The sequence below is a fragment of the Halolactibacillus halophilus genome, from assembly GCF_900115605.1.
Lineage (GTDB): Bacteria > Bacillota > Bacilli > Bacillales > Amphibacillaceae > Halolactibacillus > Halolactibacillus halophilus.
Genome location: NZ_FOXC01000002.1, coordinates 189,520 through 205,625, shown reverse-complemented (window position 1 = coordinate 205,625; position 16,106 = coordinate 189,520). Strand labels below are relative to the sequence as shown.

15 protein-coding genes are annotated in these 16,106 nt (G+C 39.3%); all 15 read left to right on the top strand.

What is annotated here, in order from left to right; genetic code table 11:
* Positions 1-711, top strand: a 711-nt coding sequence (locus BM098_RS02155) for an IS200/IS605 family accessory protein TnpB-related protein (RefSeq protein WP_200795823.1), incomplete at its 5' end; no start/stop codon positions are given.
* A 498-nt stretch (positions 712-1,209) separates the two neighbouring features.
* Complete coding sequence (locus BM098_RS02150; RefSeq protein WP_089829912.1) at positions 1,210-1,593, top strand: DUF3397 domain-containing protein; 384 nt, start codon at positions 1,210-1,212, stop codon at positions 1,591-1,593.
* Positions 1,594-1,897: 304 nt separating this feature from the next.
* Positions 1,898-2,329, top strand: coding sequence for a division/cell wall cluster transcriptional repressor MraZ (mraZ, locus tag BM098_RS02145; RefSeq protein ID WP_089829910.1), 432 nt, complete (start codon positions 1,898-1,900; stop codon positions 2,327-2,329).
* Positions 2,330-2,374: 45 nt separating this feature from the next.
* Positions 2,375-3,352 carry a 16S rRNA (cytosine(1402)-N(4))-methyltransferase RsmH gene (gene rsmH / locus BM098_RS02140; protein WP_089829908.1) on the top strand — a complete coding sequence of 326 codons (978 nt, stop codon included), beginning with the start codon at positions 2,375-2,377 and terminating at the stop codon, positions 3,350-3,352.
* Positions 3,349-3,708 carry a cell division protein FtsL gene (gene ftsL, locus BM098_RS02135; protein WP_089829906.1) on the top strand — a complete coding sequence of 120 codons (360 nt, stop codon included), beginning with the start codon at positions 3,349-3,351 and terminating at the stop codon, positions 3,706-3,708. Before rsmH ends, ftsL begins: the two co-directional genes overlap by 4 nt.
* Before the next feature lie 10 nt (positions 3,709-3,718).
* The gene (locus BM098_RS02130; protein ID WP_089829903.1) at positions 3,719-5,932 is read left to right on the top strand and encodes a penicillin-binding transpeptidase domain-containing protein; all 2,214 of its coding nucleotides are present in this window, start codon (positions 3,719-3,721) and stop codon (positions 5,930-5,932) included.
* Between the two features lie 441 nt (positions 5,933-6,373).
* A complete protein-coding gene (locus BM098_RS02125; protein ID WP_089829937.1) occupies positions 6,374-7,852 on the top strand; it encodes a UDP-N-acetylmuramoyl-L-alanyl-D-glutamate--2,6-diaminopimelate ligase in 1,479 nt (492 codons plus the stop codon).
* Positions 7,853-9,184, top strand: a complete 1,332-nt coding sequence (locus BM098_RS02120) for a UDP-N-acetylmuramoyl-tripeptide--D-alanyl-D-alanine ligase (protein WP_089829901.1) — start codon at positions 7,853-7,855, stop codon at positions 9,182-9,184. It begins immediately after the preceding gene.
* Positions 9,185-9,223: 39 nt separating this feature from the next.
* Positions 9,224-10,207: a phospho-N-acetylmuramoyl-pentapeptide-transferase gene (gene mraY, locus BM098_RS02115; RefSeq protein ID WP_089829899.1), complete on the top strand. Its 984-nt coding sequence runs from the start codon at positions 9,224-9,226 to the stop codon at positions 10,205-10,207.
* Complete coding sequence (murD, locus tag BM098_RS02110; protein ID WP_089829898.1) at positions 10,208-11,551, top strand: UDP-N-acetylmuramoyl-L-alanine--D-glutamate ligase; 1,344 nt, start codon at positions 10,208-10,210, stop codon at positions 11,549-11,551. It abuts the gene before it with no gap.
* Between the two features lie 288 nt (positions 11,552-11,839).
* Positions 11,840-12,670, top strand: coding sequence for a cell division protein FtsQ/DivIB (locus BM098_RS02105; protein ID WP_089829896.1), 831 nt, complete (start codon positions 11,840-11,842; stop codon positions 12,668-12,670).
* A 4-nt stretch (positions 12,671-12,674) separates the two neighbouring features.
* On the top strand, positions 12,675-13,358 hold the full coding sequence (locus BM098_RS02100) for a DUF881 domain-containing protein (RefSeq protein WP_089829894.1): 684 nt from the start codon (positions 12,675-12,677) through the stop codon (positions 13,356-13,358).
* A gap of 16 nt (positions 13,359-13,374) precedes the next feature.
* Complete coding sequence (locus tag BM098_RS02095) at positions 13,375-14,088, top strand: DUF881 domain-containing protein (RefSeq protein WP_089829892.1); 714 nt, start codon at positions 13,375-13,377, stop codon at positions 14,086-14,088.
* Positions 14,088-14,492: a small basic family protein gene (locus BM098_RS02090; RefSeq protein ID WP_089829890.1), complete on the top strand. Its 405-nt coding sequence runs from the start codon at positions 14,088-14,090 to the stop codon at positions 14,490-14,492. The genes BM098_RS02095 and BM098_RS02090 overlap by 1 nt, the downstream gene beginning before the upstream one ends.
* Before the next feature lie 294 nt (positions 14,493-14,786).
* Positions 14,787-16,088, top strand: coding sequence for a cell division protein FtsA (ftsA, locus tag BM098_RS02085; RefSeq protein ID WP_373863167.1), 1,302 nt, complete (start codon positions 14,787-14,789; stop codon positions 16,086-16,088).
* Positions 16,089-16,106 lie beyond the last annotated feature (18 nt).

Here is a 16,106-nt window from a genome sequence, read left to right as displayed (position 1 = left end):
ACCTCAACATCAACGGGTATGGTTGGTGTTGATTTGAATGTGAATCATATCGCCGTCGCCAATATCAACGCCATAGGTCAATGTGTGGATGCCTTTACCCTTCCGTTTAACTTAGAGGGTAAAACCAGTGGACAGAGGGCGAAAATCATCGAAGCAGAGGTTATTGCCCTCGTTGACTATGCCGTTAAACATCATAAACCACTCGCGATTGAAAAATTGGATACAACGCGGTCCAAAGTGTCGCGTCCTTATGGAAATAGGAAAGCCAATCGCCAAATGAGTCAGTTTGCTTATCAGAAAATGATCCTAGCGATTAAATCAAGAGCTGAAAAAATGGGGGTGGCTGTCTACGTTGTTAACCCCGCTTATACCAGTCAAATTGGCAAGATGAAATATATGAAGCGACTCGGTGTGTCCATTCACATGGCAGCCGCTTATGTCATTGCCCGTCGGGCAATGGGCTTTAAAGAAAAACTCCCACCGGTATTGTATTCACTTGTTCCAGAGCAGAAACAAGGTCTACATCATTGGGCGCACTGGGCGTATTTGACGCGTACCCTGTCTTTTGTCAGAACCTATACGTTCTATCAGACAGAACGATTCGACCCAAGTAAGTTGTGCTCCTGGAGCGCACTATTTCCCCAACATGCTTTAATAGATGTTGAGAAAATAGGTTTGCGGCGGTTGGAAAGTAGAAAAACCTATGCTTAGTTGAACGAGCATGGGTCGCCTTTAGGGTGTCCTTACGGAATCCCCTTCCTCAAACATTCGTGAGAATGTTAGGTGGGGGTAGTTCAATTTGGTTGTATAATAACTGGTGTTGGTGAAGGGATTTTAAAAGCAAAAGAAAATCCTTTGACGAATGAAGGGGTGTAAGCTATATTGGTAATGATGGTAGATGACAAAAGTAAGGTGTCTAAAGTGGGATAAAGCAATTACAGGGATCGGTGCGACTGGATTGATAGTTGCTTCTTGTATGCGCAAAATCACGCGATTTTTCGCTCTACGCCCGGAATCAGTAACTGTGTTATCACCAGGCAGTGTGACTGAAAAAACAATTATAGGTGTGTACCATAGATGTTACCCATCAATCGATATTAAGTCTCATGAGATTACCATGATTCTGTAAGAAGGCTATTCGTGTGGGTTCAACAGTTCCGGTAGTGACATCTTTATATTAGACCATTAAAAAAGAGAGGGTGAGTATACATGACGACCTTTTTATCAAATATCGTTGCCATCTTTATTACATTCCCACCGATTTTTATGATTGTGTTTTACTACATATTTAAATGGTTATATCAACATAAAAAGCACGCCTTTCATTTGAGTGTAGAAGTATCTAGTTTAGTGTTTATTTTAGCGAATCTCGTTATTTTAAATCATATGTTTGCTTTTTCATATGGCTGGTTGATTGTTATTGGTCTACTTACTTTGTTTATTATCTTTTTAGTCACCCAGTGGAAGTTAGTCGGAGATGTGCTAATTAAACGACTCACAAAATTGTATTTGCGTTCATTATGGTTGATTGGTGTGATTGGCTATATTGTACTTGTCACATTAAGTATTATTTTGAGTGTTCAGGGTGCCTAATATAAGATCATACTGGTGTAGTAGTCCTACCGCTTTAGTCGGTGGGGCTATTTTGTTGTACTTTAAATTTTCTAATTGGTCGTTCTAGCTGGTTGGGTAATCAGCATAGAAAGCAGCAAGTAAAAGCAAGGGGAAAAAACATTCATCCTTTCCTTAAAATGAATCCATTTCCAATGAAAAACGCTTTTGTAAATGATAAAAGGCGAACACATGTACTATTTACCAATTTTTCTAATCGTAACCCAAAAATATGTGGTGAGAAGTGGGGGGATGTGGTAGACTATAAGAAAAGGTGGCGATGATTATGTTTATGGGTGAATACAAACATAATATTGATACGAAAGGTCGGTTAATTATGCCGGCTAAATTTCGCGACGACCTTGGTGAACGTTTTGTAATCACCCGTGGTTTAGATCAATGTTTATTTGTATATCCAGAAACAGAATGGCACATCTTAGAGGAGAAAATCAAAAAGCTCTCGTTAACTAAGAAAGATGCCCGAGCATTTAGTCGCTTCTTTTTCTCTGGTGCGACAGAGTGTGAAGTAGATAAACAAGGGCGAGTTAACTTACCACACACCTTAACTGAGTATGCGGGTATAGAAAAAGCGTGTGCGGTTGTCGGTGTATCCAATCGAATTGAGATTTGGGCAGAAGCCGCATGGGAAAGCTACATGGAAGCTTCCGCAGATACGTTCTCAGAGATTGCTGAAAATATGATGGACTTTGATTTGTAAGGAATATATAGAAGTTATAGAATGCTATAAATGAGGTGAAATGATATGTTCGAACACGAAAGCGTATTAATGAAAGAAACAATTGATGGACTTAATATTAACCCGGAAGGAACTTACGTAGACGGTACTCTTGGTGCTGGTGGACATTCACTTCAAATTGTCAAACAATTAACGACTGGGAAACTGGTTTGTTTTGATCAAGATTTAGAGGCCTTATCTGCAGCAAAAGAACGATTAAGGCAATATGAAGCTAATATTATTTTTATTCATTCGAATTTTAGACATATGAAACAAGAGTTGGTATTACGCAATATCCAATCAGTAGATGGGTTTTTATTTGATTTAGGTGTTTCATCACCACAACTGGACCATAGTGAACGTGGCTTTAGCTATCATCAAGATGCCCCGCTCGATATGCGCATGGACCAGACTCAAACATTAAGTGCCTATCAGGTGGTTAATGAATGGGACTATCATGATCTTGTGAAAATATTTTTCCGTTATGGTGAAGAGAAATTCTCAAAACAAGTAGCCCGTGCCATTGAAAAGCGACGTGAACTTGCGCCGATTAAAACAACAGAAGAACTCGTGGATGTCATTAAGGAAGCAATTCCGCACCGCGCAAGAAGAAAAGGTGGTCACCCGGCGAAGCGGATTTTCCAAGCGATTCGAATAGCGGTAAACGATGAATTAGAAGCTTTTTACGATGTTCTACATCAGGCTGCTGAATTAACAAGCATCGGTGGGCGGATAGCAGTTATTACCTTTCACTCGTTAGAAGACCGCATTTGTAAACAAGCATTTAAAAAGTGGGGCACACCGCCGCCGCTTCCTAGAAATATGCCGGTCGTTCCTGAAGGGAACCAACCGCCGTTTAAAATGGTGACAAGAAAACCAATTGTCGCAAATGAAACGGAATTATCCGATAATAGACGCGCACGGTCAGCGAAATTACGTATTGTTGAAAAAGTAAAAACGTGGGATGAACAATTCTTTTATAGCAAAGGACGGGATGAAGGATGAGTCTAGAAAGAGCCTATGTGCATCAACAAATACCACAAAAAAAACAATCGAAGCAAGTTAAAGTTGTCGTTAAATCTAAACGTTTTACATCAGGTGAATACATATTGATGGGTCTATATGCGTTAGGATTTTGCCTCGCTCTCTTTTTTGTCGTTCATATGAGCGCGGATATTGACGGGATCAATCGGAATATTGAGTCAATCAAAACAGAGATGACCGAACAACAGAGTACCAATGAAAATTTAGCTTATCAAAAAATGGAGTTATCTAATCCAGATCGTATTTTAGCTGTCGCGAAAGAGAATGGATTAGATATTCAAAATACTAAAGTTAAACAAGCATCAAAAGTTAATTGAGTGAATGACAATGAAAAAACAACCAACACCAAAGAAGCAATCAACAAGAATTAAATCATACCACCCGGTCATTATCGTGGTGGTATGCTTCTTTATTGCCCTGACAGGAAAGATGTTATATATTCAAGCGACAGGAGAAGTAGATGGGTTTAACTTAGAAGCGTGGGCGAGAGACCAGCGTGAGAAAGAAGAAGTCACACCCGCAACACGCGGGTATATATATGACCGCAATGAGATGGTGTTAGCACAAGATATCAATGTCTACCGTCTTTATGCGATTGTCGATGCCGATTTTTCACCAGACCCTAATAAGCGATTGAATCACGTTGCTGACCCTGCGACGACAGCAGAACAGATCGCTCCTATCATTGGGATGGAGGCGTCGGAGGTGCAACAAATCCTTGAAGAAGGGGCTGCAGATGATAGATTTCAAGTTGAGTTTGGTCGTGAGGGAACAAACTTAACCCGAGAACAAAAATTGCAAATTGAAGCACTTGACTTACCGGGTGTGCACTTTATTGAAGAAGCAAAGCGCTATTATCCGAATGGTATCTTTGCTTCACATGTCATTGGTTTAGCACAAACAAATGACGATCAGCTCATCGAAGGTATTACAGGTATTGAAGCACAACTGGATGATATTCTAACAGGGACGGATGGTGCTGTAACGGCACTTGAAGATAGCTATAATGACCCGTTAGTAAATGAAGAGATACGTGTATTAGAAAAAGCTGATGGTTTTAATGTTCAACTCACATTAGATCAAAAGGTTCAGACGATTTTAGAAGATGCGTTAAGTCAAGTTGAGACTGAATTTAATCCAAAGCGAGTAACCGCAACCGTCGTGAATCCAAAGACAGGTGAAGTGCTGGCAATGGGCTCACGTCCCAGCTATAATCCAAATGATTTAGGGAATGTAACCAACTGGTATAACGATATTGTCTCAACACCGATTGAACCAGGTTCAACAATGAAGATTTTCACCCTAGCCTCAGCGATTGAAGAAGGGGTATATAATCCAAATGAAACCTATCAATCAGGGACGTATAAGATCCCTGAGATTACTCGTCCGGTTCCTGATTACCGTAAACATTGGGGGACGATAACGTATGCAGAGGGTTTCCAACGTTCTTCAAACGTAGCAATGGCTAAATTGGTTTGGGAGAAAATTGGACCGGATAGATTTTTAGATTATTTAAAAGCGTTTCAATTTGATCAATTAACCGGCATTGACTTGCCGCGTGAGACGATGGGACGCCTTGTATATCGTTACCCGATTGAACAGCTAAATGCCGCTTTTGGTCAAGGGTCGACAGTAACACCGATTCAAATCGTTAAGGCCGCAACTGCGATTGCGAATAAGGGCCAAATGATGAAGCCTTATATTATTCAATCGATTACCGATCCAAATACAGGCGAAGTCATCAAAGAGAACACACCGACAGTAGCGGGAGAACCAATCTCTGAAGCGACAGCTGAAGAAGTGTTACAAGCGATGGAAGACGTTGTAACCGAAGAAACTGGCACAGCCAATGGTATTTTTGAATTGCCATCATATACGTTAGCGGGTAAAACCGGTACAGCGCAAATTTCAGGAGGGGCATCTGGTTATTTATATGGGCGCGAAAACTATATATTCTCATTTATCGGTATGGCTCCGAGTGAGGACCCAGAATTATTGATGTACGTTACCGTGCAACAACCCGAGCTTGAAGTGACCGAATCCGGTTCTAAACCGGTGTCGTATATTTTTAATCATGTGATGGAAAATGCCTTACATTATCAAAATATTCAACCTGACAAAGACCAGACAGCGACCGTTAATCAATTGGTGATGCCGATGGCGGTTGGCTTAAAGACAGCAGACGTATCAGAGAAGTTAACAAGCCAAGGCGTGCGAGTGACTGTCATTGGTGATGGTGAGACGGTAATCGCAAGTAATAAAACAGCGAGTGAAACCATTTTATCGACTGATCATGTCATGTTAGTGACCGAACATCCGAAAATGCCAGATCTTACTGGTTGGTCACTACGAGAAGTCGTTCAATTAAGTGACTTACTTGAGCTTGATCATGAGATTGTTGGTCAAGGTTATTTAGAAAAACAATCAATCGAACCTGGCACTGAGGTCACAAAAGGTGACTATGTTTTATTTGATTTCACTGACTTTGAACCAGTGACACCAGAATCAGATAGTGAAGCAGCTGAGGGAACGAATGACTAACGAAGCGCTCGCTAATATATAGTGAAAGACAGTGCATGATGCGCTTTTTACTCGATACCGTAAACGGCTAGCCGGCAGTTAGGTTAGGTCAATACTGTTTTTGAGTGAGTAAGCGCATTGTCACTGCTTTTTTGTTTATAGTTTTCTTTTATAATCTAGTGTGACGTTAGGATGAATGATGATTGAACCAAGATCAAAAAGAGGCATGAGAATAAAGCAATGGCATTTTACAATCCAGTGAGAATTAATCATGGCATCATACGTCATTTTTGATATAATAGGTAAGGATGAATGAACAAAAGGCATTTATAAAGAATGCCTTTTTCCTATGGCGTAGAGACGAAAGATTTTAGTGATGAAAAAATGAAAGATGGATATAAGATAAATTGAATGACTAGAGAGGAGGTAGAGGTAGAAAGCTATCTTTCTACTGAAACCATGATGAAAGAACTTCAAACATTATTAAAAGAACTCCCGTATGTTTATCGCTTAATTAATGACAACAACCCAATCATTACTCAGATTACGGCTGATTCGCGTGAAGTAAAGGCGGGTGCCTTGTTTTGTTGTGTCAAAGGATATACCGTTGATGGACATGACTTTGCTAAAGAAGCTTATGCACAGGGTGCAGTGGCCCTTCTTGTCGAACGTGAAGTATTAGATGTTCCCATTGTTCAGATTAAAGTAAACGATGTTTTTCGCGTGCTAAGCTTTTTGGCGAATGCGTTGTATAGTTACCCGACCAATGATATGCATATGATTGGGATTACCGGGACAAATGGAAAAACGTCTGTCACATATATTCTTGAAGAAATATTCAAACAGAATCAGGCTCGTACCGCTTTGATTGGGACAATCCAAATGAAGATTGGGGAGAAGAGTTACCCAATAAAAAACACAACACCAGAACCCTCATATTTGTTTAATAGTTTTCGAGCGATGAAAGAAGCGGGTGTGGACCATTGTATGATGGAAGTGTCGTCACATGCGCTTGAAGAAGGCCGGATTAGGGGGATTGACATAGATATTGCCGTCTTTACGAATCTCACGCAAGACCATCTTGATTACCATCCAACGATGACGGATTATCGTTTAGCCAAAGAACGCCTCTTTCAACAGCTAGGCAATCGTTACGATCCACAATACCCGAAATATGCCATCATTAATGGCGATGATCCTTACGCTGATTATTTCATCCGGGCAACAAGTCAACCAGTTGTGACGTACGGTTTGACGAAGACGAGTGATTTATATGCCTCAGATATCAAATTATCAGCAACAAAGACACAATTTACATTAGCAGGTATGGTAAGTGACGTGACCATTACATCTAGATTGATTGGTAGATTTAATGTTTATAACATGCTAGCCGCCGCCGCAACAGCGTTAAAAAGTGGTGTGCCTATGAGCGATATCAAAGCAGCACTTGAATCAATCCCAGGTGTGAAAGGGCGATTCCAATCTGTTCAAACGACCCGTGACTATTCCGTTATTGTTGATTATGCCCATACACCGGATTCTCTTAAAAACGTCCTAGAAACAGTTCAAACGTTTACCAAAGGAAAAATTTATTGTGTTGTAGGTTGTGGTGGTGATCGCGATAAGACGAAACGTCCCCTTATGGCGCATGTCGGCGAAACATATAGTGATATGACGATTTTAACGTCAGATAACCCACGCACAGAAGAACCTGAAGCAATTATTAAGGATATGGAACAAGGGCTAGAAACAACCGACTATGTCATAGAGGTTGATCGTAAACAAGCAATTCACCGGGCGATTGATTTAGCGGGTCCTGATGATGTTATTTTAATTGCAGGAAAAGGACATGAAACGTATCAAATCATTGGACGAGAAACCTATCCATTTGATGATTATCAAGTCGCTCATGATTACTTAGAACAAAGGCTAGGTGATTAAATGATACCGTATCAATTATTAACAGGAGTGGCGCAATCTGTGATAGGAAAAGCGCCGGAGGATGTGGTGGGCGTGTCAACGGATAGTCGCTTGCCCATTGCTAATCACTTATTCATCCCACTTGTTGGAGAACGTTTTGACGCCCATGATTTTCTACATGATGCTATCAAACAGGGAGCGACGGCGATTTTTTGGCAAGCCGATCATCCGTTACCCGATATCAATGTTCAAGCCCTTACAGTGTATGTAGTAAAAGATACCCTAACAGCCTTGCAAACTTTAGCAAAACAATACAGACAGACGCTTTCAGCCACTGTGATTGGTATTACTGGCTCTAATGGGAAGACGTCAACGAAAGATTTGATTGGCGCAGTAGCAAAGGTCAGAGGGAAGACCCATCTAACCAAAGGGAATTTAAATAATCATATCGGGTTACCGTTAACGATTTTATCGGCACCTCAGGATACGGCTTATTTAGTGTTGGAAATGGGAATGAGTAACTTTGGTGAAATTAAACAGCTATCAGAAATCGCTTCACCGGATATTGCGGTGATTACTAATATTGGCGAATCGCACATTGAATTTTTAAAAACGCGTGAAGGGATAGCGATAGCGAAATTAGAAATTATCGCAGGTCTAAAGTCATCGGGTGTATTGATTTATGATGGTGATGAGCCCTTACTAAAACAGTCTTATTATGTTAAAACGCGAACAGTTGGTTTTTTAGATGGTAGTACAGATGGCATTCATGTTGAAGCGTTAACGCTTGAGAGAACAACCTTTAGAGATAACGTACACAAACAATCGTTTACGATCCCACTGATTGGTCAGCATCATGCGAAAAATGCGATGTATGCGGTTCTAATCGGCCGAGAAATCGGCTTAACTGATGCACTTATTCAACAAGGGTTTAATCAGTTAACCTCAACCGGTATGCGATTTGAGCAAGAAGAATGGAACGGGCACTTACTGATTAATGATGCTTATAATGCCTCGCCTACGTCGATGAAGGCAGCCATTAAAATTATTCAGTCATTATCAGACCCACGTCAGAAAGTGCTTGTGTTAGGTGATATGTATGAACTCGGTGAGCAATCAGATGATTACCACCGGGCCGTAGGTAAAGTGATTGAAGCACCGATTGATTACGTCTTGACTGTTGGTCAACAGGCTAAACATATCGCTGACGATACTAAAGTAACACACAGACACGTGGAGACACTTGTAGAAGCTAAAACTTTGCTTAAACAGTTGAAAAAACCAAGTGTAATTTTATTTAAAGCTTCACGTGGTATGCGTTTAGAAACACTTATTCAACAATTAAAAGCCTAGTTAAAAATAAAGGTGAGATGAGAAAGATGGAGGAACAGTATGGATTTACTTTATATTATCGCAAGTATACTTGTTAGTTTTTTAATTGTCGTGATGACGGCACCTATCATTATTCCTTTTTTACGCCGACTGAAATTTGGTCAAAGTATCCGTGAAGAAGGTCCAAAATCCCATCATAAAAAAACAGGTACACCAACGATGGGTGGGGTCATGATCATTGTTAGTGTCGTGCTCGGCAGTCTTATTTTACATCGGTTTGTTTTGGGGACGTTTTTTTCAAGAGAATGGCTATTACTTATGGTCGTGTTTATCGGCTTTGGTGCGTTAGGTTTTATTGATGATTTTATCAAAGTTGTACTCAAACGAAATTTAGGTTTAACATCGATTCAAAAATTGATTGGTCAACTCGTTGTCAGCGTGTTATTTTATCTTTTACTTTTAGGCACAGATATTGACACGGCACTTCAACTACCAGGAACCGACATGTCCTTTGATCTCGGGTTTCTTTATCCTGTTTTTGTTGTTGTGTTACTCGTTGGTGCATCAAATGCGGTCAACTTAACGGATGGTTTAGATGGACTTGTTGGTGGGTTAGGTGCCATCAGTTTTCTCACTTTCGGGTCAATCGCGGTATTAACGACGAATGAGTCAGTAATTGCGCTTATTAGTTTTAGTGTAGCTGGTGGTTTACTTGGCTTTTTAGTCTTTAATGTACACCCGGCTAAAGTTTTTATGGGTGATACGGGTTCGCTTGCGCTTGGCGGTTTACTCGGAGCAATTGGTCTTATGCTTAAACTTGAAATATTACTTGTCTTAATCGGCTTCGTCTTCGTTATTGAGACGTTATCGGTGATGATTCAAGTCATTTCTTTTAAGACGCGTGGGAAGCGTGTGTTTCTTATGAGCCCGATTCACCATCATTTTGAACTAAAAGGATGGTCAGAGTGGCGTGTTGTGACAACGTTTTGGTTAGTCGGTTTACTTTCTAGTGTGCTCTCGATTCTTATTCAGGTGGTGTTATAAATGGTTCATCATATTAAAGATTTTCCTTATCAACAAATCCTTGTGTTAGGTTTAGCTAAGACAGGGACAGCTGTCAGTAAAATATTACAAGCTGAAGGCTTTCATGTTGTCGTGAGTGATTTAAAAGCAAACGAAACAGACTTAGAAGTAAAAGCCCTGATCGATCTTGGCGTGACAGTTCATCTGGGTGAACCGTCTGAGGCATTGTTAGATGGTTGCGACGTGATCATTAAAAATCCTGGTATTCCTTATACGAATCACTTATTACAACAAGCGGATCAACGCGGGATTCCGGTACTGACTGAAATTGCTTTATTACCTTACATGATTGACGTTCCAATAATCGCAATTACCGGCTCAAATGGAAAAACAACAACAACAACATTGACAGAACAGATGTTGTTAAAGAGTCATCAAAGTGTTGCTGCTGCTGGAAATATTGGACATGTTGCGACTGAAGTAAGTTATGAACTTGATAAAGATATCCTTGTATTAGAATTGTCGTCATTTCAATTGATGGGTAGTGGCTCGTTTAGACCAAAGGTGAGTGTATTGCTTAATCTGTTTGAAGCGCATCTCGATTATCACGGTGATTTTGACGCTTATAAAGAGGCGAAAGCGCATATATTTAAATATCAACAAGCAGATGATTATCTCGTCTATAATGCCGACAACGCAGATGTCACTAATCTTATAAAAACAGCAAAAGCAAAACCTGTTCCTTTTTCACGCAAAAGCGTCGTATCAGAAGGTGGTTATGTTAAAGAAGATGCACTGTTCTTTAAAGATAAAAAAATCATCGATATTGCGGATATAAAACTTGTTGGGGCCCATAATTTAGAAAATATTTTAGCAAGTAGTGTGAGTGTCCTATTGCTAGGCGCAACAGTTGAAGGAATTCGACAGGTGCTCACAACATTTACTGGGGTAAAACACCGATTACAGTTTGTTTTAGAAAACAAGGGTGTTCGTTTTTATAATGATTCAAAAGCAACCAATATCTTAGCGACAGTGACGGCTTTACAAGCTTTTGATGCCCCTGTTCGACTAATTGCAGGTGGGCTTGATCGTGGGAATGGTTTTGATGAATTAGTGCCGTACTTAAATCATGTTGTAGGTGCTTATGTCTACGGTGAAACAAAGGATAAGATACAAGCAACAATGATGAAACAGAACATACCAACAATGGCTGGTGAATCATTAGCGGAAATGACAAAACGTGCAGCTGCAGATGCTAAAACTGGTGAGGTTGTATTATTATCGCCTGCTTGCGCAAGTTGGGATCAATTTGAAAATTTCGAAATACGCGGTGATGTATTTATCGACACCGTCCGCACACTCTAACAATTAGATGTTGTTAGAGTGTTTTTTTATCTTTGTCTATCCGCTATAATATATCATTTTCAGCCGGATCGAACACTAGACCAGAGACAGCTTGTGTACATAAGATTGGTTGAGGGGTGTTATCTTGTTAAATATTGAAAATAATAACGATTGATGTTACCGACTTTTTTCTTTTTAACTATAAAAAACCATTCAATAGTCATATAAAAAACCGCATCATAACTTGAGTAAATATGCTATAATTAGGAAGAGACACATTGATTATATTATAGATAGAAGGCGTTAATAATGACCGAAGAAAAAAAGGTCGTATCGATAGAAGATCGCATACCAAGACTTAGAGAAGCGCGCCGAAAGCAAGCCAATCGGCGCTTTATTTTTTATTTTACAATTTTACTTGTTTTAATTGTCCTTGTTGTCTATTTGCAGTCACCACTTAGCTATGTAAGGAAGGTAAAAGTCACGGGGTCTCAGTTTATCTCAGAAGAGATTATTCTAAAACAAAGTCATTTGTCAACAGAACAGAGTCTGTGGTCTTTCCAACTTAAAGATATTGAAGCAGCTATTTTAGCTTTACCTGAAATCGAATCAGCTGAGGTCAAGCGTTTATGGTCACATACTGTTACCATTAATGTGACCGAACATAAGAAGATTGCTTATATTGACCAGGGAGATTATTTAGCACCCCTGCTTGAGAGTGGTCATACATTAGATTATGTTGAAAAGGTGGACTATAAAGGAGATGCGCCCTTACTGATTGGATTTGACGACGAAGAAATTCGCCAGCTAATGATCGAAGGCTTACAAGCCTTGCCTAGTTACTTATTAAGTCATATTTCTGAAATATATCACCAACCAACAGAAGCAAATCCTTATCAAGTCCATTTAAATATGATTGATGGGTTTGAACTCTTAACAACGATTCGTGGATTTAGTGAACATTTAAAAGTTTATCCATCGGTCGTGAGTCAATTAGATAAAGAAAATCCAGGTTTGATTGAAATTGATCATTCTGGGGCGATCTTTAATCAATTTTCAAATGAAGATACAACCGATCCAGATTTAGAGATATATGAAGAAGGCGAAGAAAATCAATTGATTATAGAAGAGGATGAATAGCTTCATGCATGTGAGTGGAAAACATGTTATATTATCGCTTGTCTTGTTTGTATTTGGTTATTTAGTTGCGGTCAGTTATGAACAAGCACAAAACTTATTAGAAGATGAAGAGGTCTCGGTTGAAGAGTGGGACCGGGCCTTTTATTACCGACAACAATTGATTGATTTTGAAGAGCGCAACCATGCGCTTGAACAACAAATCAATGATTTACGCGTTGAGCTTTTGCAAACGGAAACCTCACTCAGTGAAGAACAACAAAATTTAATGTCTGCAGTTGATTTAAAGCGCGAATTACAAGCCTACGTTGGGGAGTTAGCCATTGAAGGTCCAGGCGTCTTTATTACATTAAATGATCAAGACTATGTCCCCGATCGCGCCAATGTGAATGACTATATCGTTCATGACCGGCATGTTCAATTGGTGATAAATGAACTTTTAAGTGCCGGGGCCGAAGCAATTGAAATTAATGGTCAACGCCTCTTGCATAATAGTCATGTTTTTTGTGTTGGGCCAGTTATTACTGTTGATGGAACGACCTATCCTGCGCCCTTTACAATTGAAGCGATTGGCAATCCAGATACGTTGTTACAGTCGCTTGAATTAGACCAAGGAGTGATTGACCAGCTCGTTAATGAGCGCATTGAAGTAGAATACGGGGAAAAACATGTGGAGATGACGCCACAATAAGAGGGATGACAAATATATGAATAAACAGACGTTCATTCTTGCGCTTGCGGCTTTTTTTATCGGTGTCCTGATTAGTTTACACCTTTCAATTGAAGAAGAGACACCAGAGCGGGATACGCGAGATTTATGGGAAATAAGAACAGCATTACTAGAAGAACAAGAACAACAACAAACGCTCCAAGACGAACTGAATGACTTAAAAAATATACAAGTCGATTATGAAGATAATGTCTATGGCACTCAGATTCGAACATTACGTAAGCAAATCAATGATTTACAAGACCAAGCCGGGTTAACAGAAATGACAGGACAAGGAGTAGAACTTATGCTTGTTGCCGATTATGAACAAGCTAATGAGTCGGAAGGTTTTCCTGAATTAACGAGTGAATTATTAAATCGCTTGGTTAATGAATTAAATGTTTACGGGGCTAACCATTTAGCTGTAGGTGATGAGCGGATTGTGAATCATACCGCTATTCGTGATGTATTAGGGCGAGTCTACATCAACCAGCGGCCGCTAAGAGATTTACCAGTGACTGTGAAGGTCTTAACCGATGATCCCGAACGATTAATTAATTACATGGAAGTAAGCCAATCACTGAATGACTTAGCAATTCACAATATTAGCCTGACAATGAACGATAAACAATCTGTCACGGTACCAAGCTATACTGGAGACTTTGTACTTGAGCATGTTGACGTGAAGGATTATGAAGAGGGTGATGAATAATGTGGTTAATGATAATATTTTTAGGTTTAGGCATAGGGCTAGGCTTGTTGTCCGATTTTTCGATTCCAGCGCTTTATTCTAACTACCTGTCGCTCGCAATTTTAGCAGCGTTTGATACCCTCTTAGGAGGGATTCGTGCTCACTTTGAACATGTCTTTAATCAGTTTATTTTCGTGACAGGCTTTTTCTTTAATATTACGCTAGCAATTTTTTTAACGTTTATAGGTGCGCAATTAGGGGTAGACCTTTATTTAGCTGCTGTATTTGCTTTTGGTTGGCGTTTATTTCAAAATATCGCCATTATAAGACGACGTATACTTGACCGATGGCAACAACAAAAAACATTAAAAAAGAAAAGTCAGTCAACGTTATCGATTGAAAAGTCAAAGTTAATCGACAAATAAAACGATATGTCGAATAAAATGTAGGTAATGGTTATTTTTATGATAAAATCATTAAAAAAGTATGATATTTTAGAATAGACTATTAAATGTCTTGCAATTAAATGATATACTTAGCATATTGCATACCTTTTTAACAAATAATTGTTGTTATTGTAAAAGACGTTATGAAGGAAGTAGTTTAGGGAATAAGGAAATATGTGAAATAAATTAAAACAAACATTAAAACCATTGAAAACATTCAAAATGAATGGAAATAAGTGAACGAAGTGATTTCGCTTATAGGAGGTGCTAGTATTGGCTAACGAAGTGTTAGTAAGTTTGGATATAGGAACATCCCAAATAAAAGTGGTCATCGGTGAAATAACTGAAGATCGGTTAAACATTATTGGCGTAGGAACAGCTAAATCAAAAGGCATTAAAAAAGGTGGCATCGTTGATATCGATAAAGCAGTTCAATCGATTCGTGCTGCCATTGAGTCAGCGGAAAGAATGATTGATATGCAGATTCATTCTGTGATTATTGGTTACAATGGTAATCAAGTCGAACTACTGCCTTGTCAAGGGATTGTCGCTGTCCCAAATGATGATAAAGAAATTAACGATGAAGATGTGCTCCGTGTTATTGATAATGCCAAAGTAATTTCTTACCCGCCAGATCGAGAGTTTTTAGATCTTGTAATTAAACAATTTATTGTGGATGGTTTAGCTGGCATTAATGACCCCAGAGGCATGATCGGTGTCAGACTTGAAATGGAAGGCACGATTATGACATCATCACGAACTATGATACATAATACAACGAAATGTGTAGAAAGAGCGAACCTTGATATTCAAGACCAAGTATTGCAACCATTAGCAGCAGGCTCAATTGCCCTATCAGAAGATGAAAAAGAACTCGGCGTTGCTTTAATTGACATTGGTGGTGGTACAACGACAGTGTCTATCTTTGATGATGGGCAGCTTAAAGGCACACGAGTGATTCCTATTGGTGGTGAAAATATCACAAAGGATATTTCTTATGGTTTAAAAACAAGTTTTGAAGAAGCAGAACAAATAAAAATTAAACATGGCTATGGGTATTTCCCTGACGCCAATGAAGAAGAACAGTTTGAAGTGAAAGCGATTGGAACAGAAGATATATCAACATTTAATCAAAAAGACTTATCGGACATAATTGAAGCCCGATTAGAAGAAGTTTTTGTTTTAGTCGCAAAAGAAATTTCAAAATACGGTTACCGTGACTTACCTGGTGGCTTTGTCTTAACAGGTGGAACGATGTTAATGCCGGGCGCTTTAGAACTGGCAAGAGACCTCTATCAAGGCAATGTACGCGTGGCTGTACCTGATTACATTGGGGTAAGAGAACCGCAATATACACCTGGTGTTGGAATCTTGAAATTTGCATATGATAATGCGAAAATACAAGGAAAACCTTTAAGAGATGCTGTGTCTGACCAAGCGCAATATGAAGAACGACCGGTCAAAAAGGATAAATTAAAGCAACCGAAACAGCAGAAATCAACCAAGCCAAAGAAATCAAAAGATGAAAACAAAGAATCAGGTGTAGCAAAATTATTCAAAGTGTTTTTCGATTAATAAACTAGAGAATTGTGG